This window comes from Portibacter marinus, assembly GCF_021533195.1.
GTDB classification, from domain to species: domain Bacteria; phylum Bacteroidota; class Bacteroidia; order Chitinophagales; family Saprospiraceae; genus Portibacter; species Portibacter marinus.
The window spans coordinates 329,761-354,329 of the sequence record NZ_JAJNKB010000002.1 but is presented as its reverse complement, the minus strand read 5'-3'; the positions used below and the strand labels follow the sequence as shown (position 1 = coordinate 354,329).

General features: G+C 37.9%; 19 protein-coding genes. 13 read left to right on the top strand and 6 right to left on the bottom strand.

All coding sequences use genetic code 11. From position 1 onward, the window contains the following. Window positions 1-181 precede the first annotated feature (181 nt). Window positions 182-2,191 (bottom strand): PKD domain-containing protein, encoded by a 2,010-nt coding sequence (locus L2567_RS05615; RefSeq protein ID WP_235296769.1) that lies wholly within the window; start codon window positions 2,189-2,191, stop codon window positions 182-184. Between the two features lie 130 nt (window positions 2,192-2,321). Here L2567_RS05615 and L2567_RS05610 point away from each other — a divergent pair, with 130 nt between their 5' ends. Together L2567_RS05610 and L2567_RS05605 are read left to right on the top strand one after the other, a co-directional pair. Further along, window positions 2,322-2,864, top strand: a complete 543-nt coding sequence (locus tag L2567_RS05610; RefSeq protein ID WP_235296768.1) for an RNA polymerase sigma factor — start codon at window positions 2,322-2,324, stop codon at window positions 2,862-2,864. Next, window positions 2,857-3,579: a tetratricopeptide repeat protein gene (locus tag L2567_RS05605; protein WP_235296767.1), complete on the top strand. Its 723-nt coding sequence runs from the start codon at window positions 2,857-2,859 to the stop codon at window positions 3,577-3,579. Before L2567_RS05610 ends, L2567_RS05605 begins: the two co-directional genes overlap by 8 nt. Window positions 3,580-3,583: 4 nt before the next feature. On the opposite strand, the gene L2567_RS05600 is transcribed toward L2567_RS05605, so the two are convergent. Next, complete coding sequence (locus L2567_RS05600; protein WP_235296766.1) at window positions 3,584-4,246, bottom strand: hypothetical protein; 663 nt, start codon at window positions 4,244-4,246, stop codon at window positions 3,584-3,586. An 84-nt stretch (window positions 4,247-4,330) separates the two neighbouring features. Between L2567_RS05600 and L2567_RS05595 the strand changes: the two genes are divergently transcribed. The 8 genes from L2567_RS05595 (at window position 4,331) to L2567_RS05560 (ending at window position 14,583) form a co-directional block, all read left to right on the top strand. After that, the gene (locus L2567_RS05595) at window positions 4,331-4,810 is read left to right on the top strand and encodes a hypothetical protein (RefSeq protein ID WP_235296765.1); all 480 of its coding nucleotides are present in this window, start codon (window positions 4,331-4,333) and stop codon (window positions 4,808-4,810) included. Window positions 4,811-5,174: 364 nt separating this feature from the next. Continuing rightward, the gene (locus L2567_RS05590; RefSeq protein WP_235296764.1) at window positions 5,175-6,035 is read left to right on the top strand and encodes a prephenate dehydratase; all 861 of its coding nucleotides are present in this window, start codon (window positions 5,175-5,177) and stop codon (window positions 6,033-6,035) included. Beyond that, the gene (locus tag L2567_RS05585) at window positions 6,025-7,194 is read left to right on the top strand and encodes a pyridoxal phosphate-dependent aminotransferase (RefSeq protein WP_235296763.1); all 1,170 of its coding nucleotides are present in this window, start codon (window positions 6,025-6,027) and stop codon (window positions 7,192-7,194) included. The genes L2567_RS05590 and L2567_RS05585 overlap by 11 nt, the downstream gene beginning before the upstream one ends. Next, on the top strand, window positions 7,191-8,030 hold the full coding sequence (locus tag L2567_RS05580; RefSeq protein ID WP_235296762.1) for a prephenate dehydrogenase: 840 nt from the start codon (window positions 7,191-7,193) through the stop codon (window positions 8,028-8,030). Before L2567_RS05585 ends, L2567_RS05580 begins: the two co-directional genes overlap by 4 nt. A 7-nt stretch (window positions 8,031-8,037) precedes the next feature. Next, on the top strand, window positions 8,038-9,105 hold the full coding sequence (locus L2567_RS05575; RefSeq protein ID WP_235296761.1) for a bifunctional 3-deoxy-7-phosphoheptulonate synthase/chorismate mutase type II: 1,068 nt from the start codon (window positions 8,038-8,040) through the stop codon (window positions 9,103-9,105). Between the two features lie 410 nt (window positions 9,106-9,515). After that, complete coding sequence (locus L2567_RS05570; RefSeq protein ID WP_235296760.1) at window positions 9,516-12,566, top strand: M4 family metallopeptidase; 3,051 nt, start codon at window positions 9,516-9,518, stop codon at window positions 12,564-12,566. 6 nt (window positions 12,567-12,572) lie between these two features. Further along, complete coding sequence (locus L2567_RS05565) at window positions 12,573-13,523, top strand: glycosyltransferase family 9 protein (RefSeq protein WP_235296759.1); 951 nt, start codon at window positions 12,573-12,575, stop codon at window positions 13,521-13,523. Window positions 13,524-13,731: 208 nt separating this feature from the next. Next, entirely contained in the window at window positions 13,732-14,583 is an 852-nt protein-coding gene (locus L2567_RS05560) for a prohibitin family protein (RefSeq protein WP_235296758.1), read from the top strand. Between the two features lie 356 nt (window positions 14,584-14,939). Here L2567_RS05560 and L2567_RS05555 read toward each other — a convergent pair whose 3' ends face one another. Further along, window positions 14,940-15,374: a hypothetical protein gene (locus tag L2567_RS05555; RefSeq protein ID WP_235296757.1), complete on the bottom strand. Its 435-nt coding sequence runs from the start codon at window positions 15,372-15,374 to the stop codon at window positions 14,940-14,942. A gap of 341 nt (window positions 15,375-15,715) precedes the next feature. After that, window positions 15,716-16,147 (bottom strand): hypothetical protein, encoded by a 432-nt coding sequence (locus L2567_RS05550; protein WP_235296756.1) that lies wholly within the window; start codon window positions 16,145-16,147, stop codon window positions 15,716-15,718. A gap of 215 nt (window positions 16,148-16,362) precedes the next feature. On the opposite strand from L2567_RS05550, the gene L2567_RS05545 reads away from it, so the two are divergent. Further along, window positions 16,363-17,601, top strand: a complete 1,239-nt coding sequence (locus L2567_RS05545; RefSeq protein ID WP_235296755.1) for a M16 family metallopeptidase — start codon at window positions 16,363-16,365, stop codon at window positions 17,599-17,601. Then, the gene (locus tag L2567_RS05540; RefSeq protein ID WP_235296754.1) at window positions 17,598-19,187 is read left to right on the top strand and encodes an ArnT family glycosyltransferase; all 1,590 of its coding nucleotides are present in this window, start codon (window positions 17,598-17,600) and stop codon (window positions 19,185-19,187) included. Before L2567_RS05545 ends, L2567_RS05540 begins: the two co-directional genes overlap by 4 nt. A gap of 38 nt (window positions 19,188-19,225) precedes the next feature. Here L2567_RS05540 and L2567_RS05535 read toward each other — a convergent pair whose 3' ends face one another. Both L2567_RS05535 and L2567_RS05530 read right to left on the bottom strand, forming a co-directional pair. Next, window positions 19,226-19,690 (bottom strand): CBS domain-containing protein, encoded by a 465-nt coding sequence (locus tag L2567_RS05535; RefSeq protein WP_235296753.1) that lies wholly within the window; start codon window positions 19,688-19,690, stop codon window positions 19,226-19,228. Window positions 19,691-20,003: 313 nt separating this feature from the next. Then, on the bottom strand, window positions 20,004-23,015 hold the full coding sequence (locus tag L2567_RS05530) for a M1 family metallopeptidase (protein WP_235296752.1): 3,012 nt from the start codon (window positions 23,013-23,015) through the stop codon (window positions 20,004-20,006). A 198-nt stretch (window positions 23,016-23,213) separates the two neighbouring features. On the opposite strand from L2567_RS05530, the gene L2567_RS05525 reads away from it, so the two are divergent. Then, window positions 23,214-24,569 (top strand): PQQ-dependent sugar dehydrogenase, encoded by a 1,356-nt coding sequence (locus L2567_RS05525; protein WP_235296751.1) that lies wholly within the window; start codon window positions 23,214-23,216, stop codon window positions 24,567-24,569.

Sequence of the window (24,569 nt, the reverse complement as noted above, 5' to 3'; positions counted from 1 at the left end):
TATCAAATATGAGTATAGAGTCAGATACAGTTATGAATACTTGTTCCTGTGCTAAAAGCAAATGATTTATTGCGAAAAGAAAGAAAACAATATGGAGTCTAAGGCCAATTTTCATAAAATAATAGAGATACTAAATGTACCTCTATTATTCATGGATTCAAAATGTATCGAATGTTCAGTTCTACTCATAGAATATTTCTCCAGCTAGATTGTCAACGTAAGTGATATCAGCCGCATTTAGTACGCCTTCCTTACCCACACTAATACCATATCCTCCACTTTTGGAGAGCGAACTACTAGAGATTGTAACTCTTGCATCCCTCCATATGATCAAATTTGCTTTTTCACCAAATGATTGATCTTTGGATCCCCCGTTTTGGATGTTCACATATGTAAGCATATTATGGTCACTTTTTGAGAAAATCTTTAAACCAATCCAATATCCGTGTACGTCTTCGCTCCCTCTGAAAATGATGGGATCATTTAAGCTTCCTTGTGCGTTTAGACTTCCTTCTTTATAGACTTCCAGTCCGCTACCGTCTGTAAACACAAATTCAGCACCTGGTTCTATAGTGATATCGCTACCTATGAAATCTGTTTTGGTTATTTTATAGGGAACCGTCATTTTCTTCCAGGTCACATTCTGTGCCGTGGGACTATTTGCCCAAGTTGTGATTATCACATCTTCGGCATTTCCCGTCAGATCCGAACTACCATCAAAATAATGAAAATGGTTAACCAAACATTGTACAGGTATGGCGTTTGCTGTAATTCGATTATCTGAAAATTCAGACAGAACAGCATTAAGCTCTCTAACTATCAAGCCTCTATCTAAGCTATTAGAAAGTATACAATTTGTCATCTTTAATCTTGCATTTTGATCCAGTATTAAATTGGCTTTGAGATTAGCCCCATCGAAACCTCCTTTTCCTCCGTCCTTAATCGTGACGTATCTCAACTCATTTCGATCTGTATTAGATTCTATTTCTATCCCCAGCCAATAACCTGCTGTATTTTCTTGTCCTTCGAATATAATGGGCTCATTACTTGTTCCCACTGCCTTTACAGATCCATTATCTCGAATATGTAGGCCACTACCATCTTGACCTATAAATCTGGCGCCCTTTTCAATGATCAAGTCACTTTCTATATTCTCTCTACCTGGCCGCAGACGATAAGGCACATTTAGGGCTTTCCATGTTACATTTTCAATGAGTGCATTTGAACCCCATGAAGTAACAAAGTCTTCGTTATTACCTGAATAATCTGAACTGGCATCAAGGAAATGAAATTGAGTTTTATTAACATGAAGGGCAGATGAGTTACCTGAAAAAACATTGTTTCTAAAATCAGGAAGTAGGTCTTCTTTCGCTCTCGTTAGAAGTCCCATTCCTTCACCATTCACGGAATGAACATCACTCAACTTTAAGATCCCATCATTTAAAGTTATATTGGCTTTCTCATTTGCACCATCAAAGCCTCCACTACCTCCATATTCAATAGTGGTAAATCTTAATTCATTTAAGGGACTACGAGATTCGAAATTAAGCCCTTTCCAAAAACCTTTCGTTTTCTGAATGCCAGAAAAAAGGATTGGCTTATCAGGAGTTCCGATGGCTTTTAGTGATCCACTGGAGCTCACTGAAAGACCGGTATTTTCTTCAAAAATGACGAAAACATCTTCTTCAATAGTGACGTTAGCACTAAATGTGACATTTCCTTTTACAATATAATCGGGATCCGCTGGATCATCATAGATATTCGCAATTACAGTTTCTGAATCTATTGACGTCAGCACTACAGGGGCTTTAATAACCGTCAGTAATACTTCTTCAAATGCTGACAAACCATCATCGCTGTTGGCGGTAAACCGTAGAACATATTCTCCTAAAACATCCGGTTTAAAGGAGATAGTGTTAGTATTTGCATTTTGTAGAGTAATGTCCGATTCACTTGGTTTACTGATTAGTTCCCACAAAAGCGTTACATTACCTCCGGAAGAATGATTTGCGAACGCCTCCAGGTTTACTTCTTCTCCAAAATTGACCATCTGATCACCAGGCACACTCACTGATAGTGTAGGATCAGAACCTAAATCCGGCAATCCACATTGAGTTACACCCAATGCAAACATGAGTAAAATAAAGAATCGTAAAATCTTGATCGTTTCAATTGCTTTTAATTTGCTCATAGTATTGTTTTATTAGGATATCGGATCAAAACAAAAAGGTTAACACGATATTTTAGATTTTTCTAGGTTAATCCATATTTTAGTTTTTTGGAGCAAAATGATGTTAACCTTTTGCAATGACTTCGATAAGATGAATAAAAAGGATCTAGATTATATCAAAAGATTAGAGCGTCAGGACGAAGAGGCCTTACAAGAACTGTATTTTTCCTTTTCAATTTCATTTATGAAGTTTTTTAGAAAGTATGGATTCACAAAACCTGAAAGAGAAGATCTTTTCCATGATAGCTTAATAGCCATGTATCAAAACATAATACAAAAAAAGTTTACTAATATGGATGTGGGAATAAAAGCCTATTTGTGGGGTATTGGTAAACACAAAGCCATTGATTTGCTAAGAAAAAAAAAGATTCGTAGTGCGGAAATTCTGAAATCAGAAGACGGTATTGAAGAACAGAATGGTGTACTTACCGATCGACAAAAATTATTGCATCAATATTTTTCTGCACTACAGCCATCATGTAAAAAAGTCTTGAAATTATTCTATTATGAAGGATTGACCATCAATGAAATTGTCAGTCTAGGGAACTATAAGGATGCCAACAGTGTAAAAAGCACGAAGTCCAGATGTATCAAGAATTTACGCGAACTCATAAATAAAGGTCGCCATGGATAAAGATTATTTAATAGATCAATATGTTAATCAAAAACTCAGTGAGGAAGAAAAAGTCGTTTTTCATGAAATACTCAATACGGACGAAGATTTCCAGGAGGAGGTAGAGATGTACGTTGATCTTCAAAAAGTAGTGAGGGAAGATGAACGTCAAAGACTTCAAACTAAAGTTAAAGAGTGGTCGAAAATTCATCGAAGAAGAAGGAGGCGGAGATCATATATCTACTTAGCTATTCTAATGGTGGCAAGCATCGTATCCATTATTTTAGTCTTAAAATTAGTACAACCTTCAGATATTGAAGGGATGTATGCCAATTACTTTCAGGTTCCTGCCAACGACTACAGCCCTGTATTACGAAACTCAAGGGAAGAGCTTCAAACGAGAGCTTTTACGGCTTATGAGAGTGGTGAATATGCACTGGCAGCTGAATTGTTTGAGCAAAGTCCGGAAATCGAGGTGAATCCCTCTCTTCAATTTTTCTACGCTAATTCATTGGGCGCCACAGGTCAATTTGAATCTGCTGTGTCAATCCTTGAAAAAATTAACCAGGAGGATTTCAGATATAGAGAAGAGGTGTATTGGTATCTGGGAATGTTCAATGCAAAAGTGGGTAAAGCATCTGAGGCGATCGAAAATTTTGAAAAATACATTGAATTTTCACCCGATGAAGAGAAGACTGTACAGGCCAGGGAGATTATCAACATCTTAGAACGTTAGATCATTACGAAAAGAGTGCATTCACCTCATTCATTATACCGGCAGCTCTAGGATGGGCGCTGGAATTAAACAAATCCAGAAAAGTATAAGATCCTCCGTAGACTTCAATTTCACTATCTTTTTCCGCACCTGCACCTAGTAAAAGTTCTATCATTGATCCCAAATTTAAAGGTACCACTTGACGATAAAGTTCTACAGCATTAGAGGCACCATAATGCAACAAATATGCGCCGTGACCAAAGTTAGAACGTTGATGGACTAACTGGGGTTTCATGTTTACTATTCCTCTTAAAAAGTCATAATCCCCGGCTAGCAATGCATTAACACTTTTTTCAAATTCACCGTCAATCTTCACATCTTGTATTTTGCTAAATGCTTCAAAGCCATGAATGCACGCTGCAATATCCAGAAATGACGCTTTGCTCAGTTGTGAATTAAAAATCTCAAGGTCAGACTTTCCTAACAATGGTGGGTAATAGTTAGATATCTCTTTTGCCGTGGCCAGTTTCTTATTTTTAAATCCTTCCTCTATTTCTTTCGCATAGATTTCCATAAATTCTTTCATGCTGATTCCCTCGGTGAGCAAATCAATCGATTTTTTGTGATGGTCTTGGCACAGTTTAACAATGTGATGGATATATAAATGAGCAGGGTTTTGATTGGTCATCCAAATAAGATTTATTGATTTAATCTATGAATTTGCCACAGTATATCCTAAAGTACTTATTTTTAGGCCTTCATTATTGCTAATATGGGATTTTTCGACAAACTAAAAAAATTCAAGGACTACATTACGGGTACCGGAGCTGAGTTACATTTAGCCATAGATAATTCCGCTGTACATACAGAAGGTTTGGTTAGACTGAAAATCCTTTGTCAAATAAAGGAACATGGTATTTTAGTCGACAAACTTTACGTAAAGCTGCATGCAGAAGAGATGGTCAGATATCGAGATCGGAGTCATGTTCATGGATCAGGTCATCGAGTTGGGAAATCTGGTGGAAGCACTAAAACAGCATATGCCACATCTTATAAAGAGGAGTTGGTCATAGATCAAAACTTTCGTTTGGAAGCTCATGGAGAATATGAATGGGATGCGGAATTTCTTATTCCCCCCAATGTTCCCGGAACCTATCGGGGAATCAATGCGAATCATGAATGGAAAATTCTAGCTGGATTGTCAAAAAAAGGAAATGATCCTGATAGTGGCTGGGTCATTTTTGATGTCTAATTACGCTATTTCTGATAGAATATTGTTATTCAATTAACCAAATTGTATCCACAAATAGGTAATTTTTCATTCAATTCGTAACAAATAAGCTACAAATCGGCTTTTTTTATAATAATATTATAGTTGTTTATGCAATAGTTGCAATGATAACTAATTGATTTTAAATGCTTAAGTACCATTTTTATTGAATTTTTATTTTGTATTTCAGAAATAAAAGATAAGTTTGACCCCGAAATGAATACAATTACACAAAATACATGCTTCTGTTTCTTCTTTTACTTTTACGGAAAGTGGGAATGAGAACTTCATGTATATGAATTAAATACGACGGGAGTTCTCATATGAGAGCTCCCTTTTCATTTTTATGGATAAGAAAAAAACAATTAAGGTAGTCATTCAAGGTGTGCAAGGAGCGTTCCACGAGATAGCAGCAAGACACTATTTTGAAGATAAGCTTTCTGAAGTGGAGGTAGTTCCGGCTAGAACTTTTAAGGAATTGATTGAAAAAGCGGAATCTCTATCAGAAAGTGATTACGCTGTCATGGCCATAGAAAATACCATTGCAGGTTCTTTACTTCAAAATTATATCTTGCTTAAGGACTCTAATTTGACCATTGTGGGAGAGGTTCTGTTACGAATAAAACACAACCTGCTTGCTTTAAACGGCATCAGTATTGAAGAAATCGAGGAGGTTTATTCACATCCTATGGCCATCCTGCAATGCGCCGAATTTTTTAGGGACCACGAACATATCAGACTGGTGGAAGCGGATGATACGGCAGCCAGTGCCATCAGAGTCAAACAGAATCAGAATCCAAAACGAGCTGCGATTGCCAGCAAGCTAGCTGCAGAGCAAATTGGTCTATCAGTGGTAGCAGAGGAAATTGAGACCAACCACAGGAACTACACCCGCTTTTTAGTTCTAGAAAGAAAGGATGGGCATCAATATAAGAAGCATCATGTAAAGGTCTCGGTATCATTTGCGGTAGAACACATGGTGGGCAGCTTGAGTACAGTGTTGAATAATTTAAGTAAGAATAACACGAATCTTACTAAAATTCAATCCATGCCCATCATTGGGAAAGAGTGGCAATATTATTTCTTTGTGGATTTTATCATCAATGGCAAAGGTGATTTTGAAAAGATTATGGATGATTTAAGAAATGACACTTCTGAATTGAAAATTCTTGGAACTTACGAAAAAGGGGAATACTATGATAGTTAAACCTGCCAGTCGACTGGATCATGTACAGGAATATTACTTTTCGCACAAACTGAGGGAAGTGACGCAGATGAATGCGGATGGAAAAGATGTGATCAATTTGGGTATAGGTAAACCGGATTTACCACCACCTTTGGCTGCTGTCAATGCATTAAATGCGTCTGCAAATGATGAATCGAATCATGGTTATCAGTCCTATACCGGCAGCCCTGAATTGCGTGCTGCTTTTGCTGAGTGGTATATAAGAAAATACGATGTCAGTTTGAACCCAGCGACAGAGATACTGCCATTAATAGGATCTAAAGAAGGCATTATGCACATCAGCATGAGCTTTCTCGAATCGGGTGATAAAGTGTTAATTCCTAATCCGGGATATCCAGCCTATGCATCTGCATCAAAGCTGAGTGGGGCAACTTGTGTTTATTACAACTTAAAGGAAGAACACAATTGGTTGCCAAATATAGAGGAATTGCAATCTCTGGATACTGCAAAGATAAAATTGATGTGGATTAATTATCCTCACATGCCTACTGGGGCCAGAGCTGACAGAGACGTTATGGAGGAAGTAATAGCATTTTGTATCCAAAATGAAATTCTACTTTGTCACGATAATCCCTACAGTTTTATACTGAACCCTGATCCTTTCAGCATTTTTAGTATTGAAGACAGTAAAAAGTGTGCGCTGGAACTTAACTCTTTGAGTAAGTCACATAATATGTCAGGATGGAGAGTGGGAATGCTAGCAGGCAGTTCCGAATACATCAAGACAGTTCTGAAATTTAAGAGCAATATGGATTCTGGTATGTTTAGAGCCATACAGGATGGTGCTATCGCTGCTTTGCAGGCAGGCAATCACTGGTATGCGTCTCTAACCAAAAAATATCTTCGACGTAAAAAAGCGGCAGAAAAAATTATTGAATTGTTAGAATGCCAATACCAAGGGGATCAGAGTGGCATGTTTCTTTGGGCTAAAATTAATGAGCAACATAAGGATGCAAAGGCTTTAGCAGATCAGGTTTTATACGGTGCGAATGTCTTTTTAACACCTGGAAATATTTTCGGAAGCAACGGAGATCAATATATCAGAATTTCACTTTGCCAACCAACAGCGTTGATCAACGAAGCATTTGAAAGAATCAGAAAATTTAAAGAAGAGCAATGAGAGTAGCGGTTATAGGACTAGGTTTGATAGGGGGCTCAATGGTCAAAACTCTGAGGGAAATTGGTTTTGCCGATCAAGTTATAGGCGTTGATCAATCAAAAGCGCATCAGGAGTTGGCCATAGATCTTGGCTTTGTCGACGAATGCATGTCTCTGGAATCAGCAGTTAAGAATGTTGAATTAATCATCGTAGCTACACCAGTGGACACCATTAGTTCGATCGTTGCAAGTGTCCTTGATTTGGTGGAAGACCAAATCGTCATAGATGTGGGTTCTACCAAGGCTGAAATTATCGAACAGATATCTACACATCCGAAAAGGGCAAGCTATGTTGCGACGCATCCCATGGCAGGTACTGAATACTCTGGACCACATGCTGCCATTTCTGGGTTATTTACTAATAAATTTGTGGTGATTTGTAATCATCAAGATAGTGATCCTGGAAAATTCGAACTGGTCAGATCGATGTATGAGCAGATGGGTATGAAATTGCTTTTTCAGGAAGCTGAGGCACACGATACTCATGTCGCCTACGTTTCGCATATATCGCATATAAGTTCATTTGCTCTGGCCATAACGGTTTTGAATAAAGAAGAAGATGAGGATAGAATATTTGAGCTGGCCAGTACTGGATTCAGCAGTACTGTAAGACTGGCAAAGAGTTCGCCTGCTACATGGGTTCCTATATTCGAGCAAAACAGGGATAATGTTTTAGAGGTTCTCGATGAACACATCAGTGTCCTCTCTGACTTCAGAAGTTCATTAATCAATAAAAATTACAAGAAATTTCACGATATGGTTTGTGAAGCTAACAAGATTAAAAAAATATTAAAATAGAATTAAGATGGAAATGAAATTTGAAAATCCATTCGGAGTAGATAAAAAAAGACCTTACATCATAGCGGGTCCGTGCAGCGCTGAAACTGAACAACAGGTGCTGGGTATTGCTAAAGAACTCAAAGATCAGAACATTGACATGTTCAGAGCCGGGATATGGAAGCCTCGCACAAAACCGGGATCTTTCGAAGGTGTAGGAGCTTTGGGTTTAAAATGGTTAAGACGCGTGAAAGAAGAAACGGGACTGAAAGTCACCACAGAGGTAGCAAATCGGGTACATGTCGATGAGTGCTTGTATCATGGCATTGATGCACTTTGGATAGGGGCTCGAACTACTGTTAATCCATTTTCTGTGCAGGATATCGCTGACGCTTTACAAGGAGTAGACATTCCAGTGATGGTCAAAAATCCGATCAACGCCGACCTTAAACTCTGGATTGGAGGAATTGAAAGAATATATAAAGCAGGGATACGCAAAATAGCTGCTATACATCGAGGCTTTTCTTCGTTTGGCGAGACCAATTACAGAAATGCTCCTACCTGGCAAATTCCCATTGAGTTGAAAAGGCAATTTCCGGACCTGTTGGTAATCAATGACAACAGCCATATTTGCGGACGACGAGACATTTTAAAAGACGTCGCACAAGTAGCGATGGATCTGAATTTTGATGGCTTAATGACGGAAGTTCATACAGATCCGGACAATGCCTGGAGTGACGCAGCACAACAAATCACACCAAAAGTTTTTGGCCAATTGGTCAGAGAATTAGTGATCAGGGAAAAAGGTGGAAGTACCGAAGAGCAATCGGATCTTTCTGTTTTACGTTCTAAGATAGACGTATTAGATGATGAATTACTGCGAATTCTGGACGACAGAATGAAACTTGCTGAAGAAATAGGTCGATATAAGAAAGCCCATAATATTTCGATTCTCCAACCAGATCGATGGAACCAAATATTGGTCAAGTCAGAGAAAAAAGCAGAGAATCTAGGATTAAGCGTAGAATTTATCAACACACTTTTTCGCTCAGTTCACCAGGAAAGCATCAATCACCAGGAAGAAATTATGAAATAGTTAAAAGCTAGGATTTTTAGGGCAATGCCATTTCACTTCAGATGAGTATATCAATCATCACGCGAAATCATCGCCAGAAGTTCAGATTCCTTTTTTGGGCTATAATTCATATGGAGGATCGCAAATGCTTTTCGAGGAAGTGAAGACAATTTGACTGTAGCGCGATGATCTTTGGACCCTACTTGTGTTGCTCTCATAAATATAGATACGGTAAAAACTAATTTTTGCTATAACCCACTTTGAGATTAAGCACACAAAGATTATGAAGTAGGTTAAGCTGATATAAAAATTGATCCGAACGGGACAGTTGCATTTTAATAGCAGCAGCAATGGGAACGAAAAGTATGATAATAAAAACTTAAATTTGTCTACGCTGATCTGTTAGCACTGTGTAATTCAATTGAACTATGATGGTACAAAAATTAATACTACCCCTCCTAATGATTTTCGCTTTGGACTTAAACGCTCAACTGAAAACCATTGAAAAAAAAGGAGAACGGATTACCATTATTAAGAAGCCTAAACCGCCACGGATTCCAAATCGGGTAGACACTACAGAAAGTTTCCCTATTAATCAGTTAAAAGCACTTTCGCTTAAAAATTTAAGAAACCCCATTCGAGTAATTGACTTCGATCATAATAAAATGCCAACCCTTATGAAAGGTTGGTTAGTTGACCATGAGGCCAATATCGAAAGGCAAGTCAATGCTTACCTTAAAGAATTAGCAGCGTTTTTTCAAGTAAAGGATGCTACAACGGAGTGGCAAATAAAGAGCGTGGAAGTAGATGAGCTGGGAATGCATCACATTAAAGCTCAACAGCAATTTAACGGAGTGCCTGTTTTTGCAGGTGAATTAAACTTGCACGCTAAGAACGGGAGAATTGAACACGTTATGGGTCGTGGGTTTCCTACGCCATCTCTGCAGACGATAATTCCAACTCTAAGTTTGCCAGAAGCAAAGCGTCAAATAGGACAAATATTAAGTTCTAAAGAAAATTTTATTCCAATTCCGAACGAGCAACTAGACTTCTTTCAGACTGAACAGATAAAGATAGAACTTGTCATTTTTCATGAACAGGAACTTGCAGACAAAGAGAGATTGGTCTACTACGTGCAAGCCTACGAAAATCTAGGCAGTTACAAAACTTACTTCATGGATGCTCATACGGGAGAAATCATAGAACAGTATTCTAACATTTGCAGAGTTCATGCTGATCATTTGACTCCGCCTGATGGCCCCAGGACAGCTGTAGCACAAGATTTGAATGGAATACCAAGAACCATTAACACCTATGAGGCAAGTGGTAATTTTTTCCTAATCAATACAACAAAACCAAATTTTAGTGCTTCACAGTCACAAATTCCCACAGACGTGGTAGGCGGAATACTTACCCTTGATGCCAGGAATAAAAGCCCTGAAAATGAAGGCTTTGTTTACTTTCATGTAGCTAACAATGATAATCTTTCATGGTCTGACAGATCATCCGTGTCCGCCCATTATAATGCAAATATTGCCTATGACTATTTTCGGAATGTTCATGGAAGAAATTCTATAGATGGAAGCGGCGGTAACCTCATATCGATTGTGAATGTGACCGATGAAAATGAATTGTCCATGGATAACGCATACTGGAACGGACTTGCCATGCATTATGGAAATGGAGATACCGAATTTTTTCCTCTAGCAGGTGCATTAGATGTGGCTGGTCATGAAATGTCACATGGAGTGGTCCAAACCAGTGCCAATTTAAACTACATTAATGAAAGCGGCGCACTCAATGAAAGCTTTGCAGATATATTTGCGGTAATGATGGATCGTGATGATTATCAAATTGGCGAAGAAGTCGTGACCAATGCTTTTCCGACAGGCGCTCTGCGAGATTTAAGCAATCCCAATAATGGAGGTTCTCAGCTGGGTGACCGGGGTTGGCAACCAAAACATGTGGATGAACAATATTTCGGTACACTGGATGATGGTGGAGTACACATTAATAGTGGTATTCCTAATCATGCTTTCTATCTATTTGCCGAGGCAGTAGGTAAAGAAAAGGCTGAGAAGGTTTTTTATAGGGCGCTTACTCAATATCTTACCAGATCATCCAGGTTTGTTGATGCCAGAAATGCGGTCCTTCAATCTGCCGAAGACTTGTATGGTAGTGCTGAAGTCAATGCAGCTATGAATGCCTTTAGTCAAGTCGGAATAGGAACTGGCTCAGGTGGCAACTATACCAAAGATGCTCAGATCAACCCCGGTGATGAATTTCTCATATACTCTGATCCAGGACAAACCAAATACACCATTGTCGATGCCGGCCTTAATCTGAGAGTGGATCCAGCATCGGCTTTTGCTCCCATTAGCGTACCCAGTGTGACCGACGATGGTAGCTTAATTTATTATGTCAATGCTAGCCATCAAATTGCCGCAACGATCTGCGACTGGGACAACAATACTTTTAATTCCCAATTGGTCCAGGACCAGGAAATATGGAGCAACGTGGCGATTTCAAAGGATGGTAATCGACTGGCAGCAGTGGAATCTGCAGAATCTAACAGAATATGGGTCTTTGACTTTAATCTAAATGAATGGTACGTAGATCCATTCGGAGTGGAAGGTTTCGAACTCTATAACCCTACGTTCACAGAGGGAATTTCTACAGGTGATGCACGATTTGCGGATGTTTTAGAATTTGATATATCTGGGGAGGTTTTGATGTACGATGTTTATAGTGAAATTACCGGGAATTTTGGAGAGCAGATTGGATACTGGGACATTGGGTTCCTGAACGTGTGGGATAACGCAAGAAATAATTGGGGAGATGGAAATATTTTCAAATTGTTTAGCAGTCTTTCGGAGGGAGTCAGTGTGGGAAATCCGACTTTTTCTAAAAATTCTCCATATATAATCGCTTTCGATTTTATAGAAGCCAATGAATATGCTGTCGTAGGTGCCAATATTGAAACCGGAGATCTGGGACTAATTTATGAAAGTGCAAGTCTTGGATATCCTTCTTTTAGTGGAACAGACAACCAGCTGGTCTTTTCGAATGAGACCACCTTTGATACAGATCTTTTTTTAATTGATCTGGATGTTTCCAAAATCTTACCGATTCAAAATTCTGAGGGCTTACTCATTGAGGATGCAAAATGGGGAGTCGTTTTCAGAAACGGTAGCAGGATATTGTCAGACACAAAAAACGAATACAAGGATGATTTGGTATTGAAGCTGTTTCCTAATCCAGCCAGGGATAAGTTGAACATCGAATTCGACGCCAAAACACCCGCCCCTTATTTGATCCAAATTTTCGATGCAAGTGGAAGATTAATGATATCTGAAGAAATGCAATCTGAAACGGCAAAAACATTACAACAAATAGATATTTCAACCTTATTCGATGGCTTATATACGCTGTCTGTTAAAACAAAAGACCATCAATACACCGAAGTTTTTAATAAGAATTAGTCTAGTGTGAAGATTCTTATCATACGATTCAGTAGCATAGGTGATATCATACTAACCACACCAGTTATAAGAGCTTGTAAACTGCAACTTGGAGCAGAAGTACATTTATTGACAAAGCATCAACATGGGGATCTCCTAAAATCTAACCCTCATCTCAGTAAAATCATTAGCTTCAAAAATCATTTAAAAGAAATCAAAGGAGAGTTATTGGAAGCGAATTATGACTATGTTGCAGACCTACATCACAATTTACGTTCATTCCAGGTCAAGAGATGGCTTGGCAAACCTGGGAATAGTTTTCCTAAGTTGAATTTGCTAAAATGGATTTATGTCAATGTGGGGATGAATAAACTTCCGGAACTACATATTGTCGATCGTTACTTTATGGCTGTTCCGATGGTTAAAAAGGATGGCCTGGGGCTAGAATATTATATAAAAGCTGAAGATCAAGTCAATTTGAATTTGAGTTCATACGTGGTGTTGGTTTTAGGAGCAACTTACTTCACTAAAAGAATTCCCAAACAAAAAATTACAAACATCATATCCCTGTTGAAATGTCCCATCGTTCTTGTAGGAGGGCCGGAAGAAAAAAATCTGGGCGCTGAGTTTGAAAATCAGTACAGAAATGTGACCAATGCCTGTGGTAAATATTCAATTGCTCAATCTGCTTCCATCATTGAGCAGTCCTCATATGTTATCACGAGCGATACAGGAATGATGCACATTGCAGTTGCACTTAAAAAACCTATTGCCATTTTATGGGGCAACACCGTACCTGAGTTCGGAATGGGGCCTTATCAGACCTCTTTTGATTCATTTGAAGTGAAAGGTCTGGGCTGCCGGCCCTGCTCAAAGCTGGGAAAAGCGGAATGCCCCAAAAAACATTTCAGGTGTATGATGGATCAAGATGTGCAGGCTGTTTCTGAGCTTGCCACTCAATGGCTGAATCATGATTGAATCGTCGTATGACTCTCCCTTGCTCTTCATTTGATTCGGGAGTGGCCATTTATTTGCCAGCTTAAATTACTCACATCTTCGCTATTGTGTTTGTCGAGTATTCTAATCAATTGGTAATAAAACCTTTAAATTCGAAACTTATTAATCTCTATTCGTATTTTACATAACGAGGGAGATTTACTCCGAAGTAATTAAAATTAAATAAATAATGTCTACAAGAAAAACAATTAACATAGATCCACAAAAGAAAGGTGGATTACTCAAACTATTGATACCAGGATTCATTATCTTAATCGTTCTTCTAATTCTAACCAACACCACGTTTGTGACGATAGATCCCGGTGAAAAAGGTATCGTCTTCAAAAGATTTGCTGGCGGATTAGATAAAGATACCCCGCCACTTTCTCAGGGTTTTAAAGTAATTATGCCCTGGAATAAAGTATACATCTACGATGTAAGAATACAAGAGCATTTTGAGGAAATGACTGTTCTTTCCAAAAATGGTTTGAACATCGAAGTAGATCTATCTGCACGGTACCAACCTCTTGAAAGTCAGATTGCCTATCTGCATGATGAAATTGGGAAGGATTACCTACAAACCATTATCATCCCTGAATTGAGATCTGCTACCAGAGAAATCATTGGTAAGTATTTACCGGATGAATTATACAGTACAAAGAGGGAAACAATTCAGCAGGAAATATACGAGCGAACAAGAGATAAGGTAGAAAAGAAATATATTGTGATTGATGATATACTCATTAGAGGTGTACAACTTCCTCAAACCCTTCAGGATGCTATCGAGAGAAAGCTGAAAGAAGAGCAATCCTCTCTGGAATATGAGTTCAGATTGGAAAGAGAGCGAAAAGAAGCGGAAAGAAGATTGATTGAAGCACAAGCGAAGGCCGATGCGAATGATATTCTAACGAGGAGTCTTAATGACAAAATTTTAATGGATAAAGGAATAGAGGCTACTTTACAACTGGCTCAATCTCCTAATAGCAAGGTCGTCATCGTTGGAGGTGGTGAAGGTGGCTTACCACTCATCTTGAACAATTAAATTAAAGTCAAAGTATAGCTAGCATTCATACTTTGCATTTGTATTTTTTGAACTAATTTGCATCGATTTGACGCAATACCTCTGAACCGAAATAAAGTTAGCCCGAATAAGGTGCCTCCCACAAAAAGCAGAAGGGGGGCATCTTTTTTTGTATTAGTGTCAAAAAAAGTCTAAAAAATGGTATTCAGTTATTACCCCTAAACAAGACATTTGATCTAATACTGATCCATTTGCCCCATAGTTTATAATCGCTTTCTAACTAAAAGAAAAAAGCCGAGATATTACAGTGAATATCTCAGCTTTCTTCGCGTTTTAGGGTAAAAACTTAATAAATAATAGCACCCCTGCTATTAAAGCTAAAGTTTGCTAAAATTTACACCAATAAATTTCAAATGCTTGAAGTTACCATTGCCAAGCTCAATCTTCTCTTGAAATTCAATATTTCCATCGATAAATTGGCCACTCCGGTCTCCCGCACCTTTATACGTGGAGTAAAATGATCCATCTGACCTTACCAGGAATTCGTAGACACAATTGATATTTGGCTCCGAATAATCGAATAATACCTTAATGGTATAATCGTTTTCTTTAGTCACATAACCCACTGAATGATGGGTACTCACATTTTTTACTCCATCTCGAAACGTCTCCAGATCAATATCAAACTCATATCGCCCGATATGATCTTCCAAGTTAAACGTTTCAATAATTTCAAAATCCCCTTTTTGACACGAATTCATTCCTGATATAATGAGAATCACAGGAATGAGAATAAATAAATACTGTTTCATAAACACCTTTTTAAAGAAATTACATAAAACAGGTATCATTCTCTCAAAGGGGTGTTTCAGTCACTAATTTATACTTATTTATTGGCTCTCTGGTTCGTATGATCGTCCAAGCAATACCTTTTTTGTATTCTATTTTACATTACATTCAGATATTCTGTATATTAAAAGAAGACTGCTCAGGTCTGTATAAAATTCGTCAATCACTTCTTGACTTATCTTATAAGATTTTAGATAAATTAAAGATCATAAAATAAAAAAGCCGGAATATGGAGGACCATATTCCGGCAATTAGTATTAGGGATAAGCTTAGTTAGTGCTTACAATTTAGCATAAGTCGCTCGTTACTTAGAATAATTAGTTCCTACAAAATCCAGGTGCTTGAAATTATCATAACCTAGATCAATATGTTCTTCAAATTGAATATTTCCATCGATGAACTGACCGGTTCGGTCTCCTGCACCTCTAAAAGTGGAGTAGAAAGAACCATCTGTTCTGACCACATATTCATATACACAATCTACCTTGGGGGCAGAAAAGTCGAATAATACTTTTATGGTATAATCATTTTCCTTGGTCACATAGCCCACGGACTGATGGTAACTTACTACACTTTCTCCATTGCGAAACGTTTCCAGTTCGATGTCGAAGTTATACCGACCGATATAATCTTCTAAATCAAACGCTTCTACAATCTCTGTCTGCTCTTTCTGACATGAATTCATTCCTGCAAAAGTGAGAAAAGCAAGAATGAAGACTTTAAAAATTAGTTTCATAAAATACCTAGTTTTAGTGTAAACAGGTATCATTCTCTATACGGGTAATGTATACATAAATATATACTTAATTACTTTAAGTTTTGTTGCTCCCCCTATGGATTGAATTGGTATTTATGCAAACTACTTTACATTTACATGGATCTTTCATTAATTTGAAAAATAGCATAGGGGTACAGCATAAGACTGTATATTTGTAATTACAAGATTTAAAGTTGATAGAATACGAGAGAAAAGTTTTAAACAATGGACTTAGGGTGATCGTCCATGAAGATAAGAGTACTCCACTTGTTGCGGTCAATTTGCTTTACAACGTGGGATCTAAATATGAGGATCCTCAGAAAACAGGATTTGCCCATCTTTTCGAACACTTAATGTTTTCAGGTTCACAAAATGTTCCTGACTTTGACGAACCCATACAAAAAGCTGGTGGAGAATCAAATGCTTTCACAAATAGTGACATCACCAATTTCTACGAAATTCTTCCGGTTGAAAATATAGAAACCGCTCTTTGGTTAGAAAGCGATCGAATGAGAAGCCTGGTCTGTGGTAAAAAGGAACTTAAAATTCAGCAAAAGGTCGTCATCGAAGAGTTTAAAGAAACTACCTTGAACTTACCTTATGGTGACGTATGGCATACGATTTCAGGGAACGCTTACAAAAAACATCCTTATAGATGGCCGACCATTGGTCTAATCCCTGAACATATTGAAAAAGCGAGATTGGAAGATGTTTTGGAATTTTACAATTCCTATTATCTTCCCAATAACGCCATACTTACTATATCAGGAAATATAGAACCTGATCGTGCTTTTGAACTTGTAGAAAAATGGTTCGGACGCATTCCTGCTGGAGAAGTAAAAAGTTCCAATTGGGAACAGGAAGAACCTCAACGCCAACATATCAAATTAGAAACCCGGTCAGATGTTCCTTTGAGATCATTGTACCTTAACTTCCACATGAGCGATCGCTATCACAATGATTTTTATGTATGTGATGTGATTTCTGATATTTTAAGTGGCGGAAGATCCAGCAGATTCTACCAGCATTTACTCAAGGATCAGGAGCTATTCAGTTATATTGATGCTTACATCACAGGAACCGTAGAGCCCGGATTATTTTTAATAGAGGCCAAGCCTCACGATAAAATAGAAATTGAAGAAGGAATTCAGGCCATATGGAAAGAATTAAACGCTCTTAAAAATGGGGAGATTGAAGAGCAGGAATTAGAGAAAGTCCAAAATAAAATTGAAAGTTCTTTGGTATTCTCTGAAGTGAACAATCTTAACAAAGCGATTAATATCGCCTATTTCGAAATGATAGGAGATGTATCGTTAATCAACAAGCAATCTGAACTATACAGGAATGTTTCCATAAATGACATCAGGAAAGTTGCACAGAAAATATTTACTTTAGACAATTGTACTGAAATCATTTACCTACCAAAGGAATGAAAGGCTTTAGAATACCAAATTACTTCTGGTACTTTCTAGCTGTGGCACTTTGCCTGCCAGCCTTTTTGATTAATCTGGATTTGATCACACTGAATGAGGATGAATCTATCAGAGCACTGGTAGCATTGGAAATGAGGCTTAGTGGCGATTACTTTACACCTACCTTGAATGGTACATTATATTACTCTAAACCTCCTTTGTACAACTGGATACTTAACATCAGTTATACCCTGATGGGTTCTTTGAATGAATGGGCACTTCGAATTCCTACGCTCTTTTTTCTAATGGTATATGCCTTTACTATTTATTACTACTCCCAGAAATATTATGACAGACAATTTGCTTTTATTAATGCCATGCTATTTGTGACCTGTGGAAGAATTTTGTTTTGGGATTCCATGTTGGGGTACATAGACATGTGTTATTCCTGGGTAACATACATGGAACTCATGGTCATTTTTCACTGCTACCACAAAGGTCAATATCTCAAAATGTTTCTTTTGTCTTCTTTCCTGGCGGCCGTAGGTTTTTTACTGAAAGGCTTTCCGACCATCCTATTCCAGGGATTGAGCCTGGTTGTTTTTTTTGGATACCAAAAAGACCTCAAGCGATTGCTTTCCAAAGAACACCTTTTCGGTATCCTTGTGTTTTGTGCTATAGTAGGATCCTATTATCTTTATTATTACAGTGCAAACCCGGAAGGGCGCGCCATTACGGGATTACTTGATCAGTCGACCAGAAGAACTTTGATGCACGATACCCATACCATCTGGGATTTTTTCAGACATCTGATTATCTATCCTTTTCAAAACACCTATGACTTTTTCCCATGGTCCATCATGGTCATATATTTGTTCAGAAGAGATTTACTGAAAATTCTTTTCAAGAATGAGTTCATTAAGTATTGTGCCATCATTTTTGGAGTCAATATTTTGGTTTATTGGGCTTCTATCGAAGTGTATCCCAGATACATCTTAATGTTAATTCCGATATTATTTTCGGTATTTCTTTATTTACACAAGTTACATTATGAAGACGAAACCGTACTTTATAAGGTTTTTATCTACTTCTCAATCGCAACCATAATTGTGGGTGCATTCTTGGGAATCGTCTTTCCATTTATGGAACGTTTAAACGACGTATCCATTCCTATTTTGAAAGGAGCAGCAGTCTCCGTTTCATTAATCTTTATCGCCTATTATTTTTACCATCATAAACAACAAAGACTGATCACTTTAATAAGTGCTTTGCTTATTATCAGAATAGGTTTTAACTGGTTCATACTGCCGGATCGACATGAACATGATCCGGCAACAGCATATAAACAACAGGCCATCAGCGTCGGAGAAAGATACAAGGATGAAGATTTGCGAATATGGGAAAGGACGAAAATAGATTATACAAGCTCATTCTACATCAGCTCCACAAGAGGACGAATTACTGAAAGAGATATGGAACATGAGGACGAGCAAGTCTACTATGTCATCGACGAAGAGAAATACCAAGTACCTGATAGCTTTGAAATTGTAGACCAATTTCAAATTAGAGAACGTGATAAAATATTAAGTATAGTTCAGAAGAAATAGTTTTGAACAATCCGCCATGTCAATCACAGAATCTACATCTACCAGGTGGTGGAATTGATCTTCTTGATTGCTCTCAAAACATCTCTTCTACTGATTTGCCCCACTAGTTTTCCTTTGTCATCCAGGACAATCAATCTTTTAAATGGAGTGGAAGTAAATACTGTGGCCGCATCTAAGATATCAGCATCATGTGAAATACTTTTCATCACATTCGACATATAATCACTAACTGTATCCCTGTCAACAGGATGATTGTTATATGCAGAACTCATCAAAACATGCAGGCAATCTTTATCGTCTATAAGGCCCACTACTTCTCCTGAATCATTGAGAACTGGTGCACCTGTAATTCGATTTTTTAATAGGGTCTCAATCACTTCAATGATAGCTGTATCAGGTTTGAAGGTGATTAACTCCTTGGTCATGTATTCGGTGATAGGTGGTGATACAAATCCAAGCTCTTTCTTTTCTTTCTGAATAACGTTTTGCTTAAAATTCTTCATCTTCTACAGGATTTAATTGAAGTAATGGAAATAACAGCGACCTCATTAAGATAATTAAAATTCATTAAGGTCGAATAGTTTTATAGACAATTTTAATCAACTTCCACTAATTTCTTTTATAAGCTTGTCTTAACAGCGAGCTTTACACCATCAGCATAGAATTTCCAGCCTCATCATTTATTGGATATCAACGTTAAATACTAATACATAGTGAATTCTCCTGAATCTCGTTCTGTAAGACCTACAAATAGCTACTCTATGCTTTATCTCTCCCTAGTATATGCAAGTATAGGCTACTTAGAGCTCAAAAAATTTATCTGTAAAACCAATATTTCAGACGATGTGGATCAAGTTTATTAATATTTAGCGTAAAAGAGATCTTTTGCAGGTAGTTAGTAGTTGTCTGTGCATAGACATCATTGATCCTGTCAGAATTAAAAAAAGGAAAATGGATCATGACTACCTTTCGAAAATCAATCATCAGGCCTGCACTGTAAAGTAGCTCTTGACTAAATGGATCCGACGAGGTAGGTTTAAAACTGTATAACCCAGCGTCAAAATAAGGCTTAATAGGAATTATAGAAGTCCAGCCAAAAGGCAAATCAATGGCTAAGTTCACAGACGCCATATAGTTGTTAGACAATCCTATAGGCATAGAATTGGTAATTCCATTTTTAAATCCCCCGTCTGACAAGGTGACTTGTCTGGAAAGAAATCCATCTTGTCCTCTTCTATCTATAAAATGAAAATCGTAGCGATAATCATTCACCCCTCGATGAAACAGTGAAAAATTTCCAAGAGCAGCTGAAGTTGAAATTTGGCGTTCGCTATGAAGCGGAAAGAATCCGGCAAAACCTCTTATTTCGAAAAATCTATCTTTCTTATAGGCAAATTTAGCTTCGACATCTCCATATAGTTTTAAATACCTGTTCATACTGATTCCTCTATCGTATCGCCTGAATTCAGTATTCACTTGAAATTTTAATGGTGTGATAGGAGACCTCTTTACATAGGTATATTGCAAATCATGTATGAGCGCAAAGCTGTTTGTTTTTCCTTCGTAACCATTCTCAGTACTGAACATCGGAATTTCTGTTATGATGCCTATGGGTCGATAGCTCAGATAGTGGCTTACCTGGCTCACCCAGCTCTTCTTCCATTCAAAATCAATAGACGGTTGAATCCTGGTAAATCTAAGGCTGTAATCAAAGCGCTCATTATAGCTTTCGTGATATGATTTACCACCTAAGGCTATCGAAACGTTCCTCAGTGGGCCATTCCTCCTTGGAAAGTCCCGTCTGAATTCAAACGAGCCTATAAGCTTTCCTTTTCGAATCCCGACAGAAGGATTGATATAATATTGAAAATTACTTAAAGGAATACCGTAATTATGAAACGCCAAACCCACTTGCAATAAATTGGAAGTATTGATACCAACTACGGGTGCGTAAAATATCTTATTTGTTTTGCTGGTTTTCAATCCACTTAAGAAGCGCAGTTGTAAAGACCCTACTCTAAGATCATTATTATCAGGCGAAACATCCAATGAAATTCTTTCCCGGTCAATTTCCACTTGTTTGCCATCTAACTGATCTATCGTTAACGTCTTACTGCCTAAAAATCCTTCAAACCAAATGGTTGTAGCATCTGTTGAATCTGAATACAACGTGATACTGACTGGAGCTGCTACCTCGCCATGATTAATTACAGTGACAGCATTAGTACTATGGTTTACCTCTTCCAACTCATAATCATATATTGCATTAGAGTAAAGCATCCCTTCAAACAACCAAGTCAGATCTTTTCCGGTACTCTGCTCGAAACTCGCTTTGACATCTTCTGGCTGAGGATGCTTGAATTTCCATCTATTATAATAGTCACGCATGGCATAAACAAATTCTTCCTCCCCGAGGTATCGTTCTAAAATCCTAAAAGCAATCGCAGGCTTCTCATAGGCTCCAAGGAAATAGTTGACACTCGTTAATTGATTGGAAGTGGTATTCGGGGCCTGATCTTTAGCAATTCTGCTCCAAACCTGATAAACCAAACTCAAAGCCGAATATTCCATTTGCCTTTTGATCTTTGCTGGTAGTATACCTCCTAACTCATCAAAATCATCATAATAAATATCCATGTACTTGTGATCATGATAAGAATTCATTCCTTCATCCATCCAGGGGTGATCTCTTTCATCACTCGCCAAAATGCCATAAAACCAATTGTGTCCCACTTCATGTGTAATAACCTGATCTAAAGCTGCGGGAATTGCTGAAGGACCTATTACTGTTACCATAGGATATTCCATGCCTCCCCCTGCACTTAATGCGCTTTGGACAGCAGTAGCTTGCGGATAAGGATATGGGCCTACTCTGTCTGAGTAAAACTCAATCGCTCTTTTAGTATAAAAGGCAGCATTTTCCCATAGGGAGCTCTCAAAGTCGGTAAAAAATGCCCAGCAGTTCACCTCTTCGCCCGTTGACAGCCTCGCTATTTCTTTTTGAATCAAGAATCTTTTGTCCGCAAACCAGGCAAAGTCGTGTACGCTCTCTGCTTCATATACAATGGTTTTCTTTTTCTTCGAAGAAGGTGGAAATTCTGTGTGACTTTTTAAAGAGTCTTTTAAATACAGGTCTGTGTAATCCATTCTTTCTTCCAGGAATTTTCTTTCTGAAGCGGTCATTAAAACACCAGTGGCACCCACATAGTAGTTCTCAGGAAGCGTAATTTCTACTTTGAAATCTCCAAATTCTGAATAAAACTCACCCATATCAAGATAAGGCATTACATGCCAACCTGCATGGTCAAAAACAGCGGGCTTTGGATACCACTGAGTCATCTGATATGACGTTTCCACATGGCCCAGACGAGAAAATGAAGCAGGGATTTGAAGTGTAAAAGGGGTAGAAATTGTCAAGCCTTCTCCTGGTAGTAGAGGCTTGTTTAAGAATAAATAAGCAATATCTATATGCTCATCATCAACCCCCCATCTCACCTGCTGACCATCCACCCTGAATTCTAAATCAGAATAACCTCCATAGTCACTTTCATCCGCATAGTAAAAGTCTGTATCAAAGTTTCGCAATTTCTGCTTTACAAAAGCAGTGCTCCTGTTCTTGAAAGCATTGGCCCACAGATGCATATAAATAGTATCTAGTGGAGTTCGTGAATTGTTCTTGTAATCAATTGTAATCGTACCTTGTAAGGTGTGTGTGCTATCTATTAATTCTACAACAATGTCATAGTTAACGTCCTGCTGGAAATATCCTTGACCGTAAAGGTGACTACCAACCATTAGCAGGGATACCCCCAGATAATATTTAAGCATCTTTAAAATTATCATTTTTTCCATCATGTTTCTTTATTGCAATATACTTTCCCTACCCTACTACAAAGTAAGACAATAGATAGGCCAGTTAATGCTTAAGACAAATAGACACTTCTTTACCCCACTTACAAAACAAGTAAACGATCAAAAGAGTCCTAGTCAGTACCTAGTTACATACTTCATTAAAAAAAGGATGATATGAAAAACTTTTTTATTCTATTACTATTGATACCAATTTATTTTTCCGCACAACCAAATGTTGATTTCGAATTAACTTTTAGTGGCTATTCCAGACCAGTCGATATTAGTAACCCTGAAGATGGAACGGATCGATTATTTATCGTAGAGCAGGAAGGCAAAATTAAAATCATAGAAAATGAAACTCCCTTACCAGGATTGTTCTTAGATCTTAGCAATGAAATCGACTGTTGTGGGGAAAAGGGATTACTTGGTTTGGTATTTCATCCCAACTATGAAGATAATGGAAAGTTTTACATCAACTACATAGACAATAATCGATATACTGTTGTTTCAGAATTTAAAGTAAAGATAGACAATGCCAATGAAGCGGATCTTACCACTGAGAATCAATTGATCAGGTTTTATCAGCCCTATAGCAATCATAATGGTGGTGATCTTAGCTTTGGGCCCACAGATGGATTACTATATATCGCATCAGGAGATGGTGGAGACGGTGGAGATCCGGGATGTCGAGCTCAGAAAACCGACAATTTTATGGGAAAAATCCTTAGAATGGATGTTGATGGAATGTTAGATTCCGCCCCTTATAGTGTTCCTTCAAATAGTCCAATAGAGCTCTGGAGTATCGGATTAAGAAATCCCTGGCGTTTTTCTTTTGACAAAGAAACCGGAGATATGTGGATTGCTGATGTAGGTCAAGGACTATGGGAAGAAGTCACTTTCATTGCAAATGCTGAAAACGCATCAGGCCTCAATCTCGGTTGGAAACGGATGGAAGGAAATGATTGTTATGCAGGAGGATCATCGGGTTGTGGCACTACAAGTGTACCACTATGTAATAGTAATGATTATACCGATCCAATCTATGTTATGGCTCATCGAAGCAGTCAATTTGATACAGACGTCAATAAAGCCAATTCTATTACCGGAGGATTTGTTTATCGTGGATGCAAATATCCTGATCTGATCGGCAAATACATTTGTACAGACTTTGTTACCAATAACAGTTGGATCATTGAGTCTGATGGATCGGGAATAGCATTTAAAGGTGCTCCAGCTAACGTGACCACTTATGGAGAAGATAGCAAAGGAGAATTATGGTTAGCGACACTAGGAGGTGACATTTATAAAGTGATAGACCAAAACGTAGCTAAGAGTATTACTCTGACTTCATCTGATTATCCACTCTCTGGAACCTATCTGGCTGCTGATGAAATCAAGATAAGTGATCCCCTGAATCAAAATCTTACGGGTGTTGAGTTAATTGCTCCAAAGGTAACTTTGATGAACAATGTCACCATACCTTCAAGTTCAGGACTTATCATAAAAGAGGATCTTTGCAGTGAAAATTGA